Genomic DNA, 22,385 nt, shown 5'->3' on the forward strand with positions numbered 1-22,385 from the left:
GGTGAGGCGGATCGCGTGCACCTCGCCACCGCGTGCGTCGGAAGCACACCGTTTGTGCCATGCGCGACGATTCCTTTCAGTGCGCCATCTATACCCATTTTGGGTATACTCAGTGCAGTGAAGACGCATCGAGATGAAGTGGCCGGCGCAGCAGCTCTCGCGCGACGTCCTCTGAGGGTGGCGCGTCCGGCGGATCTCGCTGACGTCTATCGCAATCCCTCGAAGGAGCTGTCGCGGCTCGAGCAGTCCGGCAAGGTGGTTCGGCTTGCGTATGGGTTCTACATCGCGGTGCCCGATGACCGCATCGGCACGGACTGGAGGCCCACGCTCGAGAGTGCCGGTCTGGCGATCGCCACGGCCATGCAGGGCGATCGGGTGCCGGTCCTCATGGGCCTCGGCGCTGCTCGCTTTCATCGAGCCATCCCTCGTGCGGTCGCGGTGACCACGATCGCGGTGCCGTCGAAGCGGAATCCCATCCGGTTGTCCGCTGGTGGCGAGGTCGTGTTCGTCGCGCGTGACGTGGACCGATTGGAGGCTCGCCTCGAACGGTTGGATCTCGGGAGCGGGCTCGTCACGACGGTGGAGCAGACCGCGTTCGACCTCCTCATGCGGCCTGGGCTAGGAGGCATGCCCGCAGAAGCTACAGAGGCGGTGACCAACCTCGCCCCTCGAGTCGATGCGGGTGAACTCCAACGGATCGCGTCACGCCACGGGCGGATGAACGATGCCGTGCGAGCGCTCATCTCGAGGCGGGAGGAGGCCGAGGATGGCAGCTGAACGGACTCCGACCCCCGGCGTCCTCAGTGCAGCCGAGCGCAGGCGAATCGAGGACCAGTTCGGCGTCGAGACCGCGCAGGTGGTCCGAGACCATCTGATCTCCCATGTGCTGGCAGCGCTTTCGGAGACCGTCGCCGACGAAGTGATCTTCTTCGGGGGCACGGCTCTCGCGCGGACCCATCTCCCGTTCCTCCGGCTGAGTGAAGACATCGACCTCATCGCCGTCGGGTCGCGGGCGCAGGTCGGCCGCCGAATCGAACAAGCGGTCCGAGGCTCACTGCAGCGGACCTTCGGTGAGGTGCAGTTCCTTCCAGGATTCGACGCGACTCGCGGTTCCGAACCGGTCGTCCTCAGCGTCGATGCCAGCAGCATCCAGGTGCAGCTCCTCGACCAGGTCGGCTACCCGAAGTGGCCGACGGAACGCCTCGAACTGGTGCAGCGGTACAGTGACGCGCCGCCCGCGTGGCTCACGGTGCCGACCCGTTCGGCGTTCGTGGCGGCGAAGGTCTCCGCCTGGGCCGATCGCAGGGCGCCGCGTGATCTGTACGACCTGTGGGCGCTCCAAGCGCACGGCGCGTTCGACGTCGAGGCGGCACGCCTGTTCGCAACCATCGGGCCGGGTGGGCGACCCAACGCACGGACCTTTGACACGGCACCGGACGGCGTCGAGTGGCAGCGCGCGCTGGCTCACCAGGGCCGTATCGACGTGGACCCGGAAACTGCGCTCACGACCGTCCGAGACGCTTGGTCGCGTCTGAGCTGACCGTACGGCAGCCTCGACCGGCATGTGAGGTGAGGCGGATCGTCGCTCGCGGGGTGCGCGGGCGACGATCCGCCTCACCTCAGCGGGAGGCGACGAGCGCGCCCCGGACGTCGTCGCGCGGCTCGGCCCCGATCGCCTGCGTGTGCGCCTGGGCGAGCACGTCCGCGATGACCACGCGCTCGCCGGACTCGGCGGACCGCACGGCGGCCTCCACCATCGCGAGGCTCAGCACGTTGGCGTGCACCTCGCCCGACGGGACACGCCCCGTGCGCAGGGCATCCACGAACTCGACGAGCGACCCGGCGATCTCCTCCGGCACGTCCGGCTCGAGCTCGGCGGTCTCGACCGCCGACGGTGATCCGCCCTGCGGCGCGAGCTGCCGCTGCGGAGCGGAGTCGCCGTCCCAGACGGCCGTGCCGCGCTCGCCGTTCACCCGCCAGCTGCCGTTCCACGAGGTCTCCACGCCGTCCGCACACCAGCTGCCGCTGTAGGTGTAGCGGACTCCTCCGGCGAACTCGAAGATCGCGGTCGCGGCGGCGTCGGCGGAGAACCAGCTCCACCCGGGGTTGTACTCCTCGCAGTACACGGCGATCGGGTCGCTGCCGAGGACGTAGCGGGCGGCGTCGAAGGCATGGATCGCCATGTCGACGAGCAGCACGTGCGGCATCTCCTCGCGGAAGCCGCCGAAGTGCGGCGCCTTGAAGAACTCCGTGGTCGCGGACCCGAGCCGACCGAGTGACGCGACCTGCTCCCGGAAGGCGGCGATCGACGCGTAGTAGCGACGCGACTGGCTCGTCATGAGCAGTTGCCCGCTGGCCTCGGCCGTCGCCGCCAATGAGAGCGCCTGCGCCACGGTCGGCGCGATCGGCTTCTCGCAAAGCACCGGCAACCCGGCGAAGAGCGCCTCGGTGTTCACCGGGTGGTGCGCGGCGGGCACGGTGACGTTGACGACAGCGTCCGCCCCCGTCGCCTCGGCGACGACCGACACGCTGGTGCCGACGACGACACCCTCGGGGCCCACGCCGAGCCCCGCCTCGGTCACCGCCGACTCCGCGAGGGCCGTGTCGAGGTCGACGACGCCGACGAGTTCCGTGTCCGGGTTCGCGAGGATCGTCCGCAACCACGCCCGTCCCATCCCGCCCGCACCGACGAGCACGAGCCGGACCGGCCTGGTGGCGTCCGCGAGCGTCGCGAAGCCACCGTCGACAGGAGCACTCATCGCGCGAGCGCCCCTTCGTATCCGCGGCCGTTGTAGAAGTCCTCGGTCTCGTACCGCAGCAGGACCGGCACCGCGCGTTCCGGACGCAGCGTCTGCGCCCACCGGACGCCGTTCGCGAGGACGCGACGGACGTGCTCGTGGTGGTAGACCGGGTAATCCTGGTCGCCGGGGGAGAAGAAGAAGATCTTGCCGAAGCCGCGCTTGTAGGTCATGCCGGAACGGAAGACCTCGCCACCGGTGAAGGTCGACAGGAAGACGAGCTCGTCGGGCGCGGGGACGTCGAAGAACTCACCGTACATCTCCTGCGCCGGGATGATGAACGGGTGCGGGATCCCCTGGGCGATCGGGTGGGTGGGGTCGACGGTCCAGACGATCTCGCGGTCCTCCTCCGACCGCCACCGGAGCGTGCACGAGGTGCCCATGAGCTTGCCGAAGATCTTCGACCAGTGGCCGGAGTGCAGCACGAGCAGGCCCATACCGGCGAGTACGTGCTGGTGCACGCGCTCGACGACCTCGTCGGCGACCTCGCCGTGAGCCGCGTGGCCCCACCAGACGAGCACGTCGGTCGCGGCGAGCACCTCCTCGGTGAGCCCGTGCTCCGGTTCGTCGAGCGTGGTCGTGGTGACCACGGCGTCGACGCCGAGGTGCTCCTCGATGCCCTCCTTGATGGTCGTGTGCATGCCGTCCGGGTAGATGGCGCGGACCTTCTCCTCGATCTGCTCGTGGCGGTTCTCGCCCCAGACGAGGACGCGGATGGGGGTGCTGCTGTCGGACATGGTGGTGCTCCTTCGAGGATGCGTTGCGTGGTCGGAGAGGGTGTCGGAGTGGTCGTCGGTCATTTCACGGCACCGCCCGTGGCGCCCGCGGCGATGAACCGCTGGGCGATGACGAGCAGCAGGATCGCGGGCAGGGACGACAGGACGGCGGTCGCCATCACCGCGCTCCAGTTCGAGACCTGCGAGCCGAGGTACTGGTAGATGCCGAGCGTCACTGGCCGGACGTCCTCCGTCGTCGTCAGCGTCAGGGCGAACAGGAAGTCGCTCCAGGAGAAGAGGAAGGCGAACAGGCCGGCGGTGATGAGCACGTTGCGGCTCACCGGGAGGACGATCGAGACGAAGGCCCGCACGTGCCCCGCGCCGTCGACCCGTGCCGCCTCCACGATCGACGGCGGGATGGTCTGCATCGACGCCCGCAGGATGAGGATCGCGAACGGGATGGCGTGCGAGGCGTCGGCGAGGATCAGCCCGGGGATCGAGTTGAGCAGGCCGAGGTCGTTGTAGGCCGAATAGAGGGCGTTCGCGATCACGATGCCCGGGATCATCTGGGCGATCAGGATCACGAGGAGGGCGATGCTGATCCACCGGAACCTGAACTGCGCGAGGGCGTAGGCCGCTGGGGCCGCGATCGCGAGGGTCAGGACGACGGTGCCGAGCGAGATGACGAGGCTCGTGACGAGGTGCCCGCCCTGGTCGGCGATCGCCTTCTCGTACCCGGCGAAGCTCGGGTTCACCGGGAAGAAGTCCCCCGTGAGCGTGTTTCCGGAGGGTTGCAGGGACGCGTTCACCATCCAGTAGACGGGGAAGAGCATGATCGCGAGGATGAGGATGCCGAGGACGGTGGAGCCGAGGTGGCGTCGGTCGCCGCGGTGTCGACGCGGGCCGACCGGTGCGAAGCGGCGCGTCTGCCGGCCGCCGGTCACGATGCTGGTCGTGGTCATGAGGGTCCGTGTCCTTACTCGTCGACCGCGCGTCGGTTCACGCGCAGGTAGACGATGGCGAAGAGGAGCGAGATGACGATGAGGATGTTGCTGAAGGCCGCACCGACACCGAACTCGAAGTTGACGAACGACTCCTGATACGACCGCACCGCGAGGGTCTGGGTGGCGTTCGCCGGCCCGCCGTTCGTGAGGCCGAGGATGATGTCGAGCACCTTGATCGTGTAGACGACGCCGAGCACGAGCACGACGCTGACCACGGGCCTGAGGTTCGGCCAGGTGATGTGGCGGAACGCCTTCCAGCCGGTCGCGCCGTCGAGCGCTCCCGCCTCGTAGAGCTCGTCGGGGATGTCCTGGAGGCCGCCATAGAGGATCGTGACGTTGAACGGGATGCCGATCCAGATGTTGACGAGGACGACCGCGAACAGGGCCACCGACGGGCTTGTCAGCCAGGGGACGCCCGACAGGCCGATGGATCCGAGGGCGGCGTTCAGGACGCCGCTGTCCTGGTCGAGGATCGACCGCCAGGTGGCGCTCGACACGATCAGGGGGAGGAGCCAGGGGAGCAGCAGCATCGCGCGGAGGAACGAGCTCAGGGGGAAGCGTCGCTTGAAGAAGACGGCGAGCGCGAGCCCGATCACGAACTGCCCGGCGATCGACCCCACCGTGAACAGCGCCGTGTTGAGCAGTGCCGGCGTGAACAGCTGGGAACTGAACACGGTCACGTAGTTCGCGAACCCGACCCACGGAGCCTCGCCCGTGAAGAACGTCTTCGTCGTGTACTCCTGGAAGCTCATCGTGACGTTCTTGACGACCGGGTAGCCGAAGAAGAGGACGATGTAGAGCGCTGCGGGGAGGACGAAGCCGAGCTTGATCAGGTCTTCCCGGCGGAAGCGTCGGGACCGGCGGCCGGCCCCGGCGGGGGTGCGCTTGGTCGGCGCGCCCCCGCCGGTGCCGCTGGACCGCTGGTCGGTCTTCCGGTCCTGGAGCGATGCTCCGGCGATGCCGCTGCTCATCGGGATCAGCCCGCGGCCGCCTGCTTGAACGCCTCTTCAGGCGTCGCCTGCCCGGTCAGGGCGAGCTGGATGGCGGTGTAGATCTCGGTCGCGGCCTCGGGCCACTCCTCGCCGAGCTCGCCGGTGCGCGAGCGGGCGTTGGCGACCTGCTCCGTGAACGCGGCCATCTCGGGGACCTTCGCGACGTACTGCTCGGCCAGGGCCGTCTTCGTCGGGACGGTGAAGCGGGCCTCGGCGAGGGCGAGCTGGTTCTCGTCGCTCGAGATGCACTCGACGAACTTCGCCGCCTTCGCCTGCTTGTCCTTGTCGCCGGTCACGGGGACGGTCCAGACCTCGCCGCCGAGCGGGGCGACGGGCGTCTGGCCGGCCTTGTTGACCGGAACCTGGACGCTGCCGTACTTGAGGTTCGTGTCGGCGCTGAGGGCCGGGATCTGCCACGGGCCGTTGATCATCATCGCGGCCTTGCCGGCCATGAACTGGTCGTTCACGTCGGCCTGCGACCAATTGATGACGCTCTTCGACGCCGACCCCGAGTTCACGAGGTCGACCTGCAGCTGGAGCGCCTCGGCGACGGCGGGCGTCGTGAGGTCGGCCTCGTCGCCGCCGTTGGTCCACATGAACGGCAGGAACTGCCAGCTGCCCTCGTAGGTGGCGATGGAGCTGAAGGCCAGCCCGTAGGTGTCGCCCTCGGTCAGTGCAGCGGCGGCCGTCTTGAGTTCGTCCCACGTGGTCGGCGGGGTGATGCCCTTCGCCGCGAGGAGGTCCTCGTTGTAGAAGAGGCCGAGGGTGTTGACCGTCGGCGCCAGGCCGTAGACCTCGCCCTCGTAGCTCGCCGCGTCGAGGATGCCCTTCGCGAAGCCCGAGGTGTCGACGCCGTAGTCGCTGAGTGGCGAGAGGCCACCCGTCGCGGCGATCTCCTGGACGTCCGGGTTGTCGAGCATGAGGACGTCGGGCAGCGTCTTGGACGACGACTGCTGGAGCACCTTCTGGATGAGGTCCTTGCCGGGGACGGTCTCGCGCTTGATCTTCACGCCGACGTCGTCCGCGCACCGGTCCAGGGCGTCGCCCACGAGGGTCTTGTCGGGTTCGTTGTTGTAGTAGTCGAGGATCGTGAGGGTGCCGGCGTCGCCTCCGGCCGCCGCGCCACCGCCACCGCTGCACGCGGTGAGGGCGAACGGGGTGATCGCGAGGATCGCGAGCGATCCGAGCACGTGCGGCCGACGGATGATGCGAGGCCGGGTGTCGCGGGTGGTCGTGGATCTCATGTCATGGCTCCTTTGCCTGGTGAGTGGTGTTCGTGATGCGGTGGTGATCGTGGTGCGGTGGGTGGTTCGGTCAGTGGTCGAGGGGGATCCAGGTGGCGCCTGCGTCGGCGCTCGCCGAGACCGCGGTGAGCACGCGCTGCACCATCAGGCCGTCGGCGAAGCCCGGTTCGGGCGCCCGGCCGGCGGCGAGGTCACGGGCGAGGTCGGCGACCTCGTGGACGAAGGTGTGCTCGTAGCCGAGGCCGTGCCCGGCCGGCCACCAGGCGTCCGCGTACGGGTGACCGGGTTCGGTGACGAGGATGCGCCGGAAGCCCGCTTCCTCGGCCGGGAGCGTGTGGTCGTGGAACTGCAGCTCGTTCATGCGCTCGAAGTCGAAGACGAGCGATCCGTCGGATCCGTCGACCTCGAGCCGCATCGCGTTCTTGCGGCCGGTGGCGAAGCGGGTGGCCTCGAAGGTCGCCAGGGCGCCGCCGTCGGTGCGGGCGATGAACACGACCGCGTCGTCGACGGTCACCCGGCCGGTGAGGGATTCCGCCGCGTCGCCATCCTCAGGATCGTCGCCCGCGGTGGCACTGAGGCCGCTCGACGAGGTGGGGAGCGGCCGCTCGGTGACGAAGGTCGAGGTCAGGGCACTCACGCCCGTCAGCTCCTGCCCGGTGACGAACCGTGCGAGATCGATGATGTGGGCGCCGAGGTCGCCGAGCGCACCGGAGCCGGCCTGGTCGGCGTCGAGTCGCCAGACGAGCGGGAAGGTGGGATCCGCGATCCAGTCCTGCAGGTACTGGGCCCGGATGTGTCGGATCGTCCCGAGGCGGCCGTCGGTGACGAGCCGTCGTGCATAGGCGAGCGCGGGGGTGCGTCGGTAGCTGAAGCCGACCATCGCGTGCACGCCGCGCGCCGCCGCCCGCTCGGCCGCGGCGTTCATCCGCTCGGCCTCCTCGAGCGTGTTCGCGAGCGGCTTCTCGCACAGGACGTGGATACCGGCGTCGAGCGCGGCGATCGCGATCTCGGCGTGGAGGTGGCCCGGGGTGCAGATGTCGATCACGTCGATGTCGCCACGGGTGAGGAGCGCTCGCCAGTCGGTCTCGACGTCGGCGATCCCGAACCGGTCGGCGAACGCGCGGGCGGCGTCGGCATCGCGACCGCTGACTGCGACGAGGTCGACCCGGCGGCCGAGGTCGAAGAAGCGGGGAGCGGTGGTCCAGGCCTGCGCGTGGATGGTGCCCATGAAGCTGTACCCGACGATCGCGACGCGCAGTGGCTGCTCGGACCGGTTGTCGTCCGTGGTCGGTACAGGCATCAGCACGGCTCCTTCGCCGGTCGAGGTCGGATCGCGCAGGCCGAAAAGTTAACCGGTTTACTGCGCGCTTCGGGAACCAGCATGCACCGCGTCGCCGGAGTCGTCAAGAAGCAATTTAACCGGTTTACCGAATCGTGATCCGTGAGAGACTGACCGGACAGCACCGCACCTGAACGGGGATCCATGGCAACGATGCGTGACGTCGCGCGACTCGCAGGGGTCTCGGTCGCCACGGTGTCGTTCGTCGTCAACGATTCGAAGCCGGTGTCCCCGGCCACCCGACTGCGGGTGGAGTCGGCGATGGTCGAACTGGACTTCCGCCGGAACGCGGTCGCCCGCGCGCTCGCGAGCCGTCGGACCCGGATCATCGCACTGCTGTTCCCGGTGCTCCAGCATCGACTGTCCGACAACGCGGCCCGCTTCTTCACCGGTGCTGCGGAGGCTGCGGCCGAGCTCGGGTACACCGTCGTCCTCTGGCCGGAGCCGAGCGACCCCGAGGCGCTTCGCGAGTTCACCTCCGATGGCCTCATCGACGGCGTCATCCTCATGGAGGTGCGGCTCGACGACCATCGGGTCGACCGTCTGCTCGCGGCCGGGACGCCACTGACGCTCATCGGTCGGACGCGCGACCCCTCCGGTCTCGACTACGTCGACGTCGACTTCGAGGGGATGGTCGAGTTGTCCATCGACCGGTTGCAGGCCCTCGGTCATCGGGAGTTCGCCCTGCTCGAGGAGGTCGAGCGGGCCGATCTCGACGGTTACGGCCCGGTGGTCCGCGTGCAGGAGACCTTCCACGCCGTGTGCGCGGCCCGTGGACTCCGCGCTCGGACGCTCCAGTGCACTCCCGATCCGGCCGGTGGTCGCGAGATCGCGGCGGCCCTCCAGGAGGAGGCGCCCGAGGTCACCGCCGTCCTCGTGCTCAACGATCGGGCGGCCCTCGGTTTCGTGAGCGAGCTCGGCAGGCGCGGCGTCTCGGTCCCCGACGACCTGTCCGTCGTCCTCGTCGCCTCCACACGAGAGGTGTCGGAAGCGGCCGACCCGGCACTCGCTGTCACGTTGCTGCCCGCCGCCCAACTCGGCAGGATGGGCGTCGAGACCCTCATCGGCCGTCTCGACGGCACCCTCGGTGAACTGCGTCACGAACTCGTCATGGGCGCCTTCCTCGAGGGCGCGTCCCTCGCGCCGCCGCCCGATTGAGTCATCTCGTCGCGTGAGCGGCCCTCGAGCGACCGGTCACCGCACCTCAGGGCGCCGGGAGGACTCCGCCGCTCGGTTCGCGATCGCCCGGTGCCGTGCCTGCCCGATCAGCGATTGGGTGTAAGCGACGCGGTTCATGGTGTCGTGCCGGGCGAAGTCGGTCGAGATCGGGACCTGCTCGGTGTAGGTGTACGGGCCGGCCTGGACGTTCACGGAGACGAACCCCGAGACGCGCCTCTCCTTCGCGAACAGGAACAGCAGGCTGAGGAAGAAGAACCAGATCAACACGATGACCAGCACGATGGCCCACGCCGGGGTGTGGGTGGTCGTCGAGGTCTGATCGCTCGACGTCACGTTGACGTCCGCGAGTGGCCACGTGCCGGCGGGGGTCATGATCACGTCCTCAGTGACCCTGATGTTGCCGATCTGGACGAGGAGGGGCTGTGGCATCGGCGGGAGCTGGGTGGTCATGGGCATCGACCATAACCAATCGGTTCAGATCGCCGCCGAAGTTCTCCACAGCCCACGATGGAGTGGAAGCCGGGTCCCCGTCCCAGTCCCCGTCACGGTCGTTGGAGGCCGATCCGCGGGTAGAGCGCACGGAGCGTCTGGTCCAGCCCGCCCGTGAGCGAGCTGACCCCGTGGTCGCCGCCCGGTATCGCGAAGGTCTGGACCTTCCAGCCGGCGGATGTCGCGGTGGCTGCGGCGCGCCGCATCATGTCGGTGTAGACCGCGTCGGCCGTCCCAGCGGAGAAGAACGCCTCCGTGTCGGCGTAGTTCGTCTTCGCCATGATGGTCGCCGGTTTGATCGCGTCGTACGCGTTCTGGTCGCCGTTGAACATCACGCGCAGGTTGTCCGCCGGGAGGCCGGCTCCGGGATACTCCTCACCCGAGACACTGACGACGTTGCCGAAGGTCTGCGGGTACTTGGCTCCGTAGTAGATCGCACAGCTGCCGCCGGCCGAGTACCCGGCGACCGTCCAATCCTTCGGCGACTGGAGGATGTGCAGGTTCGCCTTCGCCCACGGGAGGACGTCCTGCGTGACGTACGTCTCCACCTTCCCGTACCGCCCGTCGATGCACAGCGGATCCACGGAAGGGTCGCCGAGCTGATCCACGACGAGCGCGATGGGGGCGAGCCCCTGGTGGTCGGCGGCGATCGCGTCGAGCGCCTCGCCGATCCACTTCGCGTCGGGGTCACCCGGTTGTCCCATCATCATGAGGACGAACGGGAGCGCCGGGGGATCCTTCACGAGCGCGGCGGGTGGGTAGTAGACCTGCGCCGGGCGGGCGTTGAACCCGGAGTTCGTGTTCGGGATCCGGTCGCCTGTGGGAAGCGGGCCGAACCTGCCTGTCTTCGGCAGATCGGCCGGCGGCTTCCACGTCTCGTACAGTGGACGGGCCGGATCGCCGGTGGGCGTGCTCGTCGGCGTCACGAGGGTGATCGGCTTGCGGTTCTGGACGTGGAACATCGACCCGAGGGTGGTCTGGACGCCGTACGCGCCGTTGACGCCCAGCGCCGCGGTCGCGCCGAAGACGAGGATGCACGCGACGGCGATGACGCGCCGCTGCCACGAGACGCGCCAGCAGATGGTGAGGACGGCGAGCGCGATGCCGGCGAAGACGCCGATCAACCAGGGCTCCGCGGAGCGGATCAACGGCCCGCCGAAGAGGTTGAGCACGTCGAAGACGAGCCACACCGTCCCCAGGGCGAGGAGCGCGCCGGCCAGGAGGGCGATGGCGGCGCTCAGGTACCACAGCAACCCGGACCGACGGATGACGAGGTACAGCAGGCCGGCGATGCTGAGCCCGTCGAGCACCCAGACGAGTGGACCGTCGATGACGTCGAGGTTCCACAGCCAGTCCATCGATGCTCCATCCTGCGTACCGCGATGGTTGTCAGGCTAAGCGGCCGCCCTGAGTGGGACAAGGGCCGTTGGGCGTCCTCACGGGCTCGCCCATAGGATTGAGGGGTTCCGGGAGCGGGCGCCAGCCAGGCGTCAGCACCGGAAGGTACCGCCGCGTGGCAAGCGGCACGGAGGATCCACACCCATGGCAGAGCAGTCCCATCTCGAGTCCGTCATCACCCTGGCCCAGCACCGCGGCTTCGTCTTCCCGTCGGGAGACATCTACGGCGGCACGCGGTCCGCGTGGGATTACGGGCCCCTGGGCGTCGAGCTCAAGGAGAACATCAAGCGCCAGTGGTGGAACGCGTTCGTGCGTGGCCGCGGCGACATGGTCGGTCTCGACTCCGCCGTCATCCTGCCCACCCCGGTCTGGGAGGCGTCCGGTCACGTCAAGGTCTTCAGCGACCCGCTGACCGAATCGCTCATCACCCACAAGCGGTACCGGGCCGACCACCTCTTCGAGGCGTACGAGGCCGAGCACGGCCACCCGCCGGAGAACGGCCTCGCCGACATCCCCGACCCCGAGCACCCCTCGAAGATCGGCCAGTGGACCGAGATCCGTCAGATGTCCGGCCTCCTGAAGACCTTCCTCGGCGTCGTCGACGACGAGTCTGGTCTCCACTACCTGCGTCCAGAGACCGCTCAGGGCATCTTCACGAACTTCGCGAACGTGCTGCAGACGGCCCGCAAGAAGCCGCCGTTCGGCATCGGCCAGATCGGCAAGGCGTTCCGCAACGAGATCACGCCCGGTAACTTCATCTTCCGCACCCGCGAGTTCGAGCAGATGGAGATCGAGTTCTTCGTCGAGCCCGGCACGGACGACGAGTGGCAGCAGACCTGGATGGACCTCTGCTGGGCCTGGTTCATCGACCTCGGCATGACGCCCGACAACATCCGTTGGTTCGAGCACCCGCAGGAGAAGCTGGCGCACTACTCGAAGCGCACCGTCGACATCGAGTACAAGTTCGGCTTCGCCGGCAGCGAGTGGGGCGAGCTCATGGGCGTCGCGAACCGCACCGACTACGACCTCAAGGTGCACGCCGAGCAGTCCGGCAAGGACCTCAGCTACTTCGATCAGGCCAAGAACGAGCGGTACATGCCGTACGTCATCGAGCCGTCGTTCGGTCTGACCCGTGCGCTCATGGCCTTCCTCGTCGACGCGTACGAGGAGCAGGAGCTGCCGCCGAACGCCAAGGGCAAGATCGAGAAGCGCACCGTGCTGCACCTCGACCCGCGTCTCGCGCCCGTCAAGGTCGCCGTGCTGCCGCTGTCCCGCAACGAGGCGCTGTCGCCGCTCGCCCGCCAGATCGGCGACGAGCTGCGCGGCTCGTGGAACATCGACTTCGACGACTCGGGTGCGATCGGCCGCCGCTACCGTCGTCAGGACGAGATCGGCACCCCGTACTGCGTGACCGTCGACTTCGACTCGCTCGAGGACAACGCCGTGACGGTCCGCGACCGCGACAGCATGCAGCAGGAGCGTGTCGCCATCGACGAGCTGTACGCCTACCTCGCCACCCGCCTCAAGGGCGCGTAGGCCTCCGCCGCTTCACACGAACGCCCGCTCGCCCATGCTTGGGCGAGCGGGCGTTTCTTCGCCCAGAAACGGGCGAACGGATGCGGATCGCTCGGGCTAGGCGTTGCCGAGTGAGGTGTCGAGGAACGCGAGCGTCTTCACCCAGGCGTCGGCGGCCGCGTCCTCGCGGTAGGTGATCGTGTTGGTGTCGTTGAAGAAGGCGTGACCGGCGTCGGGGTAGACGGTCGCGGTGAACTCGACCCTCGCGTCCTCCATCGTCGTGGTCAGCTCGGGCAGGCTCTGCATGAGGCCCTCGTCCTGGTCGCCGTAGAAGGCGAGGACCGGGCAGGCGATGCTCGTCACGGCCTCGGGCTCCGGCGGGTAGCCGTAGAACGGGACAGCGGCGCGGATGCGGCGGTCGGCCGCGGCGAGCGCGAAGCTGTAGCCGCCACCGAAGCAGAAGCCGACGACGGCGACCCGGCCGTCGATCCCCTCCTCGTCGAACAGGGCGTCGACGGCCTTCCCCAGGTACCCGAGCGCCTCCTCGGCGTACTCGGGCGACTTCGAGGCCGAGAGCTTCTCGCGCAGCTTCGGCTGTGCCGCGGTCCTCGTCGCCTCGTCGCTGTTGAAGACGAGGCTCTCCAGCTCCGCACCGATCTCGGGCGTGACGCCGGCGCCACTCAGGATGTCGGGCGCGATGACGAGAAAGCCCTCCGCGGCGAACCGGTCGGCGACGTCGGTGATGTGCGGGACGAGGCCCCAGATCTCGTGGATGAGCACGAGCCCGCCGCGGAGCTCGACGCCCTTCGGCGGGTCGGCGCGGTAGGCGGTCAGGCCCTTGGTCAGCGTGATGGTCGTCATATCGCCAGTGTTCCAGCCGACCCTCCGCACCGGCTGGGGGTTGCGCTGTCTCGCGAGTTATCCACAGATTCTGAACGAGCATCCAAACTGATGTTTCAGATGACTACAGTCGAGCTGTGGCGTGCCCACGGGCCGGCTCTCCTCACCGCGAGGCGGCCCCTGGACCTCGACCCACTCCGCTCGGAGTCGTCGACATGCCGACCTGCCCCCTCGTTCCATCCGCGATCAACACCCTCGGAGGTTCTCTCGTCGTGCCCGTTCGACCACTCGCCATCGTCGGCCTGTCCGCCCGCTTCGGTGGCGCGGCAGACGCCCACCAGTACTGGCGCAACATCCTGGCGGCCCGACGCACCGGCTCCGCCGTCCCCCGCTCGAGATGGGATCACGCCACCTTCTTCGCGCCCCACGACCCACGAGCGGTGCATCACGCCTACTCCGACCAGGGCTCCTTCATCGACGACGTCGAGCAGTTCGCGGCAAGGCACTTCCGCATCCCACCCAGCCGGGCGCACGCGATGGACCCGCAACATCGCCTGCTCCTCGAGGCAGCGCGAGCCGCGTGGATCGACGCCGGGTTCGAACGTCGTCGCATCGACCGGTCGTCGATCGGCGTCTTCGTCGGGATGGCGGCGAACGACTACCGCGAACTCTCCTCGCTCCGCATCCGGGCGCAGCTCCTCGGCGACGACTCGGTCCACGCGGAACGCGCCGGCCCCGACCTCACGGCGGCGATGGGCGCGCGCGTCGCCGGTGTGCGCCCGTTCCACGCGTTCTCGATGCCGGGATGCCTGCCCAACATGGGGCCGGCGCTGGTGAGCAGCACGCTCGACCTCGGCGGCCCGAGCTTCGCGGTCGACGCCGCGTGCTCCAGCAGCCTCGTCGCGCTCCACCAGGCGATCGCCGCTATCCGGTCCGGGCAGTGCTCGGCGGCGCTCGTCGGCGGTGTCAACCTCAGCCTCGTCCCGGACGCGATGGTCGCCTTCTCGCGGATCGGCGCGCTGTCACGGAGCGGGGTGTGCCGGCCGTTCGACGGCGATGCCGATGGATTCCTCCTGGGCGAGGGTGTCGGCATGATCGTCATCAAACCGCTTGAGGCCGCCATCGACGACCATGACGACGTCTACGCGGTCATCCGCGGCTCCGGGGTGTCCAACGACGGCCGGGCCGAAGGACCGATGACGCCGACGACGGACGGACAGCTGGCAGCACTCCGCCGGGCCTACGAGGACGCCGCTGCCGACCCCGCCGACCTGGGCGTCGTCGAGGCGCACGGCACGGCCACCCCGGTGGGTGACCGCACCGAGCTGGAATCGCTGGCGGCGCTGCGTCGTCTCGGGGCATCGCCGCGCCGGACCGCCACGGTCACGGCGGTGAAGGCGCTCGTGGGGCACACGATGGCGGCGGCCGGGATCGCCAGCATCGTCAAAGCGGCACTCATGGCGAGGCATCGGGTCGTCCCCGGGCAGCCCCGCCTGCGTTCGGAGGCGCACACCGAGGCCCTCCGAGACGGCCGCCTGGCGCTCGCCTCCGGCACCATCGATCCGGGCGACGACGCTCTGGGCCTGATCGGCGTCAGCTCGTTCGGGTTCGGCGGCACCAACGCTCACGTCGTGCTCGAATCACCGCCGGCGCGAGCAGGTCGAGTCCGTCGGCGTGCCGCCGGGGGACCGGCCGACGAAACGCTCCCGCACCTGCTCGTGTTCTCGGCCGCCGACCCCACGCTGCTCGGCGAGCACCTCCGTGCGGTCCTCGCCGTCCTCGAGGCCGCCGACGCACCGTCCATCGCCGGCTTCGCACGGACCCTGAGCTCCCGGTCGCTCGCGAGCACCCGTCTGGCGGTGGTGTGCCGCACCGCCGCCGAGCTGATCTCCGGGCTGTCGGCCGCCGTGGAGCAGCTCGCTAGCGGAGCCACCGGGGCGATCTCCGCGGACGTCTGCACCGGGGTCCGTGTCGACGAGGCCGCCCGGCGGATCGCCTTCGTCTTCCCCGGGCAGGGCAGCCAGACACCGCGGATGCAGTCGGACCTCCTCGATCGGTTCCCCGCCTTCCGCACAGCGGCCGAGACCTTGAACGAGCAGGTGCTCGACGAGACCGGGGTCGATGTGCTCGCGGCGCTCGTCGCGGCCGATGCCGACACCCCCTCCGGAATCGACCGTCTCACGTCCACCGAGGTCTGCCAACCCGCGCTCGCGGTGACGGCGATCGCCACCGTGGCGCTGTTGCGCGAGATCGGCGTGGAGCCCGACCTCGTCATCGGGCACAGTGTCGGCGAGCTGCCCGCCATGGCGACGGCGGGCGCGCTCGATGCGCCCGACGCCGTACGGCTCGCCGCGGTCCGCGGACACCACATGCGGTCGGCTGCGACGCGACCCGGCGACGGCATGACGGCCCTCGGCTGCGACGCCGAGCGGGCCGCAGCGCTCCTCAGTGGTATCGACGACGCGTGGATCGCAGCCGCCAACGACCCCCGGCAGACGGTGGTGAGTGGAACCGGCGAGGCCCTGCGCACCGTCGCGGAACGGTGCGTCGAGCACGGGGTGTCGACCCAATCGCTGCGCGTCGCCACCGGGTTCCACTCGCCCCTGCTCGAGCCGATCCGGCCGGCCCTCGTGGCGGACCTGTCGCGATTCCGACCTCGCGCGCCGCAGGTCCAGCTCGTCTCCACCGTGACGGGCCGCACGGTGGAGACGAGCGAGGAGCTGGGCCGTCAGCTCGAGGAGAACGTCTTCTCCACGGTGCGGTTCCGCGAGGCGATCGAGTCGGCGTCCGCATCCGACGTCAATGTCTACGTCCAGATCGGTGGAGGTTCGGCACTGCTCGGGTCCATCCGACGCTCCCTGGGCGATGCGCCCGACGTGCACGTCATCCCGAGCAGCGCGTCGGCGCCGGACGACGCGTCGACCTTCCTCCGACTCCTCGGTCGGCTGACGGTACTGGGGGCCGACCTCGACCTGGCATCGCTCGTGCCACCAGACACCGCGGGTGTGGCGCTGCCGATCGCACCGCTGCCGACCGAGCCGTACTGGGTCGTCCGACCGGACGCAACCGCCCCGACGACCACACCCCGAGAACCCACATCCGAACCGCACCGACCACCCTCCCCCGTCGAACAGGATCCCCACTCCATGCACCACGACCCCCGCGATCTGCCGTCCTCCCCCCTCGCCGGACGACCGTCGGCAGGACCGTCGATCCAGCCGCGAGCCGCCGACGCCCAGGCCGACCACCTGCCCGGACTGCTCGCCCTCATGAACCGCCAGCTGAGCCTCATCGAGGGTTCCGGGCAGGCCGGACGTGCGCCCGCGTCGACGGATCCGTTCGGTTGGTCAGCGGAACCCGGCTCTCCGCAGGCGGAGGTGGTCGCACGGATGGGCCTCGCAGCCTCCCGGTCGCATCGTGCGGAGTCCGACGCGGTCATCCTCGGCATGGTGTCGCGCATCAGCGGGTTCCCGCTGGACCTGATCCGGCCGGACATGCACCTCGTCGAGCAGCTCGGATTCGATTCGCTGATGATGCGTGAGCTGATCACCCAGCTGCACACGGAGTGGCCATCGCTGCCGACCCCCGCCCAGCTCGGCGAGCGCTTCGCCGGGCGGCCCACGGTGGAGCAGGTGCTGGACGGTGTCGGCTCCTTGCTGCACCCGTTCGCCGAGGAGCCGCAGCACCGGCTCCCGCGGGTCGAGACGAAACCAGTGGCAGCCGCGTGCCCTGCGCCGGTCGACCGCCCGACCCGATGGACCGAGGCCGACGCCCGCATCGAGTGCTTCCCGGAGGCGGTCGCCATGCGGGAACGCCGGCAGCAGACCGACCGCAACCCCTACTTCCTGCTCCATGAGGGGATCATCGACGCGACGACGACGATCGGCGACGCCCAGCTCGTGAGCTTCTCGAGCTACAACTACCTCGGTGTCACCGGCCACCCCGTGGTCGCCGAGACGATCGCCGACGCCGTGGCCCGATACGGCAGCTCGGTGTCCGCCAGTCGGTTCCTGTCCGGGGAGCGCCCGATCCATGCCGAGCTCGAGCAGGAGCTCGCCGACCTCCTCCAGGTGGAGTCCGCGCTCACCTTGGTGAGCGGCCACGCGACGAACGTGAGTGTCATCGGGCACCTGGTGGAGCCGGGCGACCTCATCGTCCACGACAGCCTCGCGCACGACAGCATCATCCAGGGGGCGAAACTCTCCGGAGCCACCCGGCGGTCCTTCCCCCACAACGACCTGAACGCGCTCGACGACCTCCTCGGCGCGATCCGCGGCGGGTTCCGCCGAGTCCTCATCGTCGTGGAGGGCGTCTACAGCATGGACGGCGACCTCGTGCCGCTCCCGCAGCTCATCGAGCTGAAGCGGCGGCACGGCGCACTGGTGCTCGTCGACGAAGCGCACAGCATCGGAACGGTCGGCGCGAACGGGGGCGGGGTCGGCGAACACTTCGGCGTCGACCGCTCGGACATCGACCTCTGGTGCGGGACGATGTCGAAGTCGCTCGCCGGATGCGGCGGCTACGTCGGCGGCACCGCCGCGGCGATCGATTACCTCAAGTACTCCGTGCCCGGGTTCGTGTACAGCGTCGGCATCACCCCGGCGAACGCGGCCGCGTCGCTCGCCGCCCTCCGGCTCATGCGCGACGAGCCCGAGCGCCTCAGCCGCCTGCGGCAGAACGCCGACCGCTTCCGCGAGACGGCCCGGGCCGCCGGCATCGACATCGGCGACAGCGCCGACTCGCCCGTCGTGCCGTGCATCGTCGGCAGCTCGGAACGGGCGCTCGCCCTGGCGACGGCGCTCTTCGACCACGGCTTCAGCGTCAACCCGATCCTGTACCCGGCCGTACCGGACGACCAGGCGCGGCTCCGCTTCTTCATCACCGCGGAGCACACCGCCGAGCAGATCCAGCGGGTCGTGGACATCACGGCATCCGAACTCAACCGCATCACCCACGACATCGAGGTATCCGCATGACGAACCACTCCAGAACGACTCCCAGACGACGGGCGGTGATCACGCTCCTGATCGGCCTGGTGTTCGCGATCGTGGCGGGCATCGCGGGGGCCGACGTCCTCGACAACCTCAAGACGGGCGGGTTCGACGACCCGCAGTCCGACTCCGTGGCTGCAGCGGACGTGCTCGCCGACCGGTTCCCCGGCAGCGACCCGAAACTCGTCCTCGTCGTGGACGTCTCCGACGGACTCGACAGCGCCGCCGGCAGGGAGGCGCTCGACGACATCGTCGGCGCTGTTGACGATGTGGACGGCGCCAGCGTCACCGGCTCCTACGCCGACGCGGAGCAGCTGCGGAGCGACACCGACCGCGGCGTCGTGCTCGTGGCGCTCGCCGGAGACGAGGACACCGTGCAACGCGCGACCACCGCGCTCCGCGGGACGATCACCGAGGAGGTGACGTCGGCCACGGTCCGGTTCGGCGGCATCGCGGGGATCAACGACGACCTGAACGCGCAGGTCAAGACGGACATCATCGTCGCGGAGACGATCGCCATCCCGATCACCCTCGTGCTGCTGTTCTTCGCGTTCCGCGGTGTGGTGGCCGCGCTGCTGCCCGTCGGCGTCGCGGGCGTCACGATCCTCGGTTCCCTCGGCCTGCTGAACGTGGTCGCGCAGCTCACCTCGGTCTCCCTGTTCGCAGTCAACCTCGTCACCGCGTTGGGCCTCGGACTCGCCATCGACTACTGCCTGCTGTTCCTCACCCGCTATCGGGACGAACGCTCGGGCGGAGCCACCGACGAGGAGGCGTTGCGGATCGCTCGGCGGACGACCGGCCGGACCATCGTGTTCAGCGGCGTCGTCGTCGCCGCGGCGCTCGCCACGCTGATGCTGTTCGACCAGTACTTCCTGCGCTCGTTCGCCATCGCGGGACTCGTCATCGTGGCCTGCTCCGTGGTGGGCGCGGTCGTCCTGCTGCCCGCAGCCCTCACCCTCCTGGGTCGCCGGATCGACTGGGGCCGTCTGCGCTCGCGGCGCCCGGCCGGGGCCGAGGGTCGGTTCTGGTACCGGGTGGGCGACCACGCGTATCGCCGTCCGTGGTTGGCGGTGCCCGTGATCGCGCTGCTCATCGCCATGGCCGCGCCGTTCGCGCACGCGGAGTTCGGGGTACCCGACGAACGAGTGCTCCCCGCCGACGCCGAGAGTCGTGTCGTGGCGGACATCATGTGGTCCGACTTCGACGTCGCCGAGGCGGACGCCGTCTCCGTCGTCACCGAGGACTGGGCGGGGACGGACCGCGAGCTCGAGGAGTACGCCACCGAGCTCTCCTCGATCATGGGCGTCGAGGCCGTCACGACGTCCCTCGGCAGCTTCGTCGACGGACGCCTCGTCGTCCCGGCCGATGCTCGGACGGAGCAGCACTTCCGCGACGGTTCGGCGCTCTGGCTGCAGGTCGCGACCGACGTCGTCCCGTACTCGCCCGAGGGCTCGGAGCTCGTCCGCGACGTCCGCGCGGTGGACCCTGGAGCCGGCTCGACCGTCCTGGTCGGTGGCCTCGCGGCGCAGATGATCGACATCGGTGACTCCATCTCGGCGCGTCTGCCGTTCGCCGCCGCGGCCATCGCGCTCATGACCCTGATCATCCTCTTCCTGTTCACGGGGAGCGTGCTGCTCCCGATCAAGGCGCTGGTGCTGAACGTGGTCGGGCTGGTCGGCATCCTGGGCGTCATCGTGTTCCTCTTCCAGGACGGCAACCTGTCGGACGTGCTCGGCTTCACCCCGTCGCCCATCGCCATCTCGATCCCGATCCTGCTGTTCTGCATCGCGTTCGGACTCTCGATGGACTACGAGGTGTTCCTCCTCGCGCGGATCCAGGAACGGTTCCGTGCCACGGGCGATCTCGCGGAGGCGGTGCGGAGCGGGCTCGGTGCTAGCGGCCCGATCATCACGGCCGCTGCGGCGATCCTCGCGGTGTCGTTCTTCGCCATGGCGACCTCCGGGGTGTCGATCATCAAGATGCTCGGCATCGGTACCGGCATCGCGATCCTCATCGACGCCATCCTGATCCGCGGCGTGCTCGTCCCGGTCTTCATGCGCGTCGCCGGACGATACAACTGGTGGGCGCCGCGGTGGCTCGCGGCGATCCACCGCCGCATCGGGATCACGGAGGGCTGAATGGACGCGCGGTTCAGCGGCCTGTCGGCCGATCACGACCTCTCGGCCGATCACGACCTCTCGGCGCTCGTGTCCGAGGCGGCTCGCGCGGCGAACGCCCACAACACGCAGCCGTGGGGCGTGGACCGTCAGGGCGACGAACTCGTCCTCCGCCGGGATCGCACTCGCACCCTCGGCGCGAGCGATCCGCGAGGACGCGACACGATGCTGTCGTTCGGGGCGTTCGTCGAGTCGCTCCTCATCTGCGCGGCGTCGGCCGGTGTCGGACTGGGCTTCGAGGCCTCGACCGGCGCTGACGCGGAGACCGAGGAGGTCGGCCGGTTCTCGCGCCACCCGGAGGGCTACCAGACGCGGTTCTCCTCGGCGGACGTCCGTGGGCGACGTGTCTGGCGAGGGCGATGGCGGGACGGCGCTCCCGGACCCGACCTCCTCCAGGAAGCCGCGGTTGAGACGGAGCGCATGGGCTTCCGGCTCGTCTCCATGCCGACACGGGCCGCGCGCCCGATCCTCGTGCGAGCCAACCGGTGGTTCTTCGGCGAGCAGGCGATCGTCGCCGAGCTCGATCAGTGGACCAGGCTTTCACCAAGACATCCGCGGTACGACGAGGACGGCCTCAACGACGCGATGCTCGTGCTGTCGAAGGTCGAACGAGCCGGCCTGCGGACGCTGATCAGCCCGCGGGTGTTCCGCGCGCTTCGCGGCGTCGGGCTGCCCGGGTTGTTGGCGAGGATGTCGGCCTCCGCGACCCAGGGCTCCGGCACTGTCCTCGGTGTCGTCGGACCCACCGGGGCCCGGCAGGAACTCGCCGCTGGGCGACTGCTCACCCGGCTCTGGCTCGGCTTTCAACGTCACGGCCTGTACGTGCATCCCCAGAGCGCGCCGCTCGACTGTCCGGAGACCCGGGCCATGCTCGACGAACGCTGGCAGGTCGCTCCGGACGAGCAGCTCGTCGCCTGGTTCCGGGTCGGCATCCCCGCCTCCGACCCCGCGGCGCGCGTGGCGTCCCCGCGTCGGTCGGGTGGCTGAATCCGCAGCCGCTGTGGTCGATGCGCTCCGGATGCAGGTTCCGCCGGGGGTCGTCGTCTCGGCGTCCGTCGGCACCGCACCCGGGCCGTTCCGGGCCCGTCCGACCTCGGCTGGTCGCAGCGCCGAATCCCGCTCGGCGCGCGACTGCGCCGGGGCGGCACTCGCAATGCTCGGCCAGCGCTCCACGGACATCCCCACGGGGGAGGGCGGGCAACCGGTCTGGCCGACCGGCTTCGTCGGGAGTCTCTCGCACTGCCCGGGTTTCACGGTCGCAGCCGTCGGTCACGTCGGTGTCGTGAGCGCCATCGGGATCGACGTCGAGGTGCACCGGCCCGTCCGTCCAGCCGTCGCGGCGACGATCGTCTGCGGGGATGAGGCGTCCATGCTCACGCGACTCGCCTCGAGCCATCCGGCCGTCGCGTGGAGCGCCGTGTTGTGGAGCGTCAAGGAGAGCGTCTTCAAGACGTGGTACCCGCTCACCGGCCGATGGGTCGACTACACGGCGTGTGAGGTGGTGATCCACCCGGATCGTGGGTCGTTCGATGCGCGGGTCGTCCCGCCGGCCGGCCCGACCGCACGTTCGACCGCGCCGCGCACCTTCGCCGGCCGATGGTCGGTGGTGGGCACCCACCTCTGCAGCGTCGTCATCGTCCCGGCCTCGCGGCGACAGGACGGGTGATCGGCTGATCCGGTCGACGCGGGTACCGTTGAGGACG

At 69.6% G+C, this 22,385-nt stretch carries 17 protein-coding genes; 8 read left to right on the top strand and 9 right to left on the bottom strand.

Annotated features, from left to right (window positions below; genetic code table 11):
• The first annotated feature begins 15 nt into the window (after nucleotides 1-15).
• Nucleotides 16-777: a type IV toxin-antitoxin system AbiEi family antitoxin domain-containing protein gene (locus IFR14_RS01930; protein ID WP_191940039.1), complete on the top strand. Its 762-nt coding sequence runs from the start codon at nucleotides 16-18 to the stop codon at nucleotides 775-777.
• Nucleotides 767-1,540 carry a nucleotidyl transferase AbiEii/AbiGii toxin family protein gene (locus tag IFR14_RS01935; protein ID WP_137242797.1) on the top strand — a complete coding sequence of 258 codons (774 nt, stop codon included), beginning with the start codon at nucleotides 767-769 and terminating at the stop codon, nucleotides 1,538-1,540. Before IFR14_RS01930 ends, IFR14_RS01935 begins: the two co-directional genes overlap by 11 nt.
• Nucleotides 1,541-1,619: 79 nt before the next feature.
• On the opposite strand, the gene IFR14_RS01940 is transcribed toward IFR14_RS01935, so the two are convergent.
• From IFR14_RS01940 to IFR14_RS01965, 6 genes are all read right to left on the bottom strand, one after another.
• Nucleotides 1,620-2,759, bottom strand: coding sequence for a Gfo/Idh/MocA family protein (locus IFR14_RS01940; RefSeq protein ID WP_191940040.1), 1,140 nt, complete (start codon nucleotides 2,757-2,759; stop codon nucleotides 1,620-1,622).
• On the bottom strand, nucleotides 2,756-3,535 hold the full coding sequence (locus IFR14_RS01945; RefSeq protein ID WP_191940041.1) for a ThuA domain-containing protein: 780 nt from the start codon (nucleotides 3,533-3,535) through the stop codon (nucleotides 2,756-2,758). Before IFR14_RS01945 ends, IFR14_RS01940 begins: the two co-directional genes overlap by 4 nt.
• A gap of 59 nt (nucleotides 3,536-3,594) precedes the next feature.
• The gene (locus IFR14_RS01950; protein ID WP_137242794.1) at nucleotides 3,595-4,476 is read right to left on the bottom strand and encodes a carbohydrate ABC transporter permease; all 882 of its coding nucleotides are present in this window, start codon (nucleotides 4,474-4,476) and stop codon (nucleotides 3,595-3,597) included.
• Nucleotides 4,477-4,490: 14 nt separating this feature from the next.
• A complete protein-coding gene (locus IFR14_RS01955) occupies nucleotides 4,491-5,489 on the bottom strand; it encodes a carbohydrate ABC transporter permease (protein WP_191940042.1) in 999 nt (332 codons plus the stop codon).
• A gap of 5 nt (nucleotides 5,490-5,494) precedes the next feature.
• Nucleotides 5,495-6,754 carry a sugar ABC transporter substrate-binding protein gene (locus IFR14_RS01960; RefSeq protein WP_082916064.1) on the bottom strand — a complete coding sequence of 420 codons (1,260 nt, stop codon included), beginning with the start codon at nucleotides 6,752-6,754 and terminating at the stop codon, nucleotides 5,495-5,497.
• A gap of 70 nt (nucleotides 6,755-6,824) precedes the next feature.
• Entirely contained in the window at nucleotides 6,825-8,054 is a 1,230-nt protein-coding gene (locus tag IFR14_RS01965; RefSeq protein ID WP_191940043.1) for a Gfo/Idh/MocA family protein, read from the bottom strand.
• Between the two features lie 183 nt (nucleotides 8,055-8,237).
• On the opposite strand from IFR14_RS01965, the gene IFR14_RS01970 reads away from it, so the two are divergent.
• Nucleotides 8,238-9,251, top strand: a complete 1,014-nt coding sequence (locus IFR14_RS01970) for a LacI family DNA-binding transcriptional regulator (RefSeq protein WP_228501431.1) — start codon at nucleotides 8,238-8,240, stop codon at nucleotides 9,249-9,251.
• 36 nt (nucleotides 9,252-9,287) lie between these two features.
• Here IFR14_RS01970 and IFR14_RS01975 read toward each other — a convergent pair whose 3' ends face one another.
• Both IFR14_RS01975 and IFR14_RS01980 read right to left on the bottom strand, forming a co-directional pair.
• On the bottom strand, nucleotides 9,288-9,722 hold the full coding sequence (locus IFR14_RS01975) for a hypothetical protein (RefSeq protein WP_137242792.1): 435 nt from the start codon (nucleotides 9,720-9,722) through the stop codon (nucleotides 9,288-9,290).
• Between the two features lie 92 nt (nucleotides 9,723-9,814).
• Entirely contained in the window at nucleotides 9,815-11,119 is a 1,305-nt protein-coding gene (locus IFR14_RS01980) for an alpha/beta hydrolase (RefSeq protein WP_191940044.1), read from the bottom strand.
• A gap of 184 nt (nucleotides 11,120-11,303) precedes the next feature.
• Here IFR14_RS01980 and IFR14_RS01985 point away from each other — a divergent pair, with 184 nt between their 5' ends.
• Nucleotides 11,304-12,695: a glycine--tRNA ligase gene (locus IFR14_RS01985; RefSeq protein WP_137242790.1), complete on the top strand. Its 1,392-nt coding sequence runs from the start codon at nucleotides 11,304-11,306 to the stop codon at nucleotides 12,693-12,695.
• 96 nt (nucleotides 12,696-12,791) lie between these two features.
• Here the strand turns inward: IFR14_RS01985 and IFR14_RS01990 are convergent, their stop codons facing one another.
• The gene (locus IFR14_RS01990) at nucleotides 12,792-13,535 is read right to left on the bottom strand and encodes a dienelactone hydrolase family protein (protein WP_191940045.1); all 744 of its coding nucleotides are present in this window, start codon (nucleotides 13,533-13,535) and stop codon (nucleotides 12,792-12,794) included.
• A 251-nt stretch (nucleotides 13,536-13,786) separates the two neighbouring features.
• Between IFR14_RS01990 and IFR14_RS01995 the strand changes: the two genes are divergently transcribed.
• From IFR14_RS01995 to IFR14_RS02010, 4 genes are read left to right on the top strand one after another with little or no spacing between them, the layout of a single operon-like run.
• Nucleotides 13,787-18,490: a type I polyketide synthase gene (locus IFR14_RS01995; protein WP_191940046.1), complete on the top strand. Its 4,704-nt coding sequence runs from the start codon at nucleotides 13,787-13,789 to the stop codon at nucleotides 18,488-18,490.
• 35 nt (nucleotides 18,491-18,525) lie between these two features.
• Complete coding sequence (locus IFR14_RS02000) at nucleotides 18,526-20,643, top strand: MMPL family transporter (RefSeq protein ID WP_191940047.1); 2,118 nt, start codon at nucleotides 18,526-18,528, stop codon at nucleotides 20,641-20,643.
• On the top strand, nucleotides 20,644-21,669 hold the full coding sequence (locus IFR14_RS02005; protein WP_191940048.1) for a hypothetical protein: 1,026 nt from the start codon (nucleotides 20,644-20,646) through the stop codon (nucleotides 21,667-21,669).
• Complete coding sequence (locus IFR14_RS02010) at nucleotides 21,662-22,348, top strand: 4'-phosphopantetheinyl transferase superfamily protein (protein ID WP_191940049.1); 687 nt, start codon at nucleotides 21,662-21,664, stop codon at nucleotides 22,346-22,348. The genes IFR14_RS02005 and IFR14_RS02010 overlap by 8 nt, the downstream gene beginning before the upstream one ends.
• Nucleotides 22,349-22,385: the final 37 nt, after the last annotated feature.

This window comes from Plantibacter sp. CFBP 8775, assembly GCF_014839505.1.
Taxonomy (GTDB): domain Bacteria; phylum Actinomycetota; class Actinomycetes; order Actinomycetales; family Microbacteriaceae; genus Plantibacter; species Plantibacter auratus.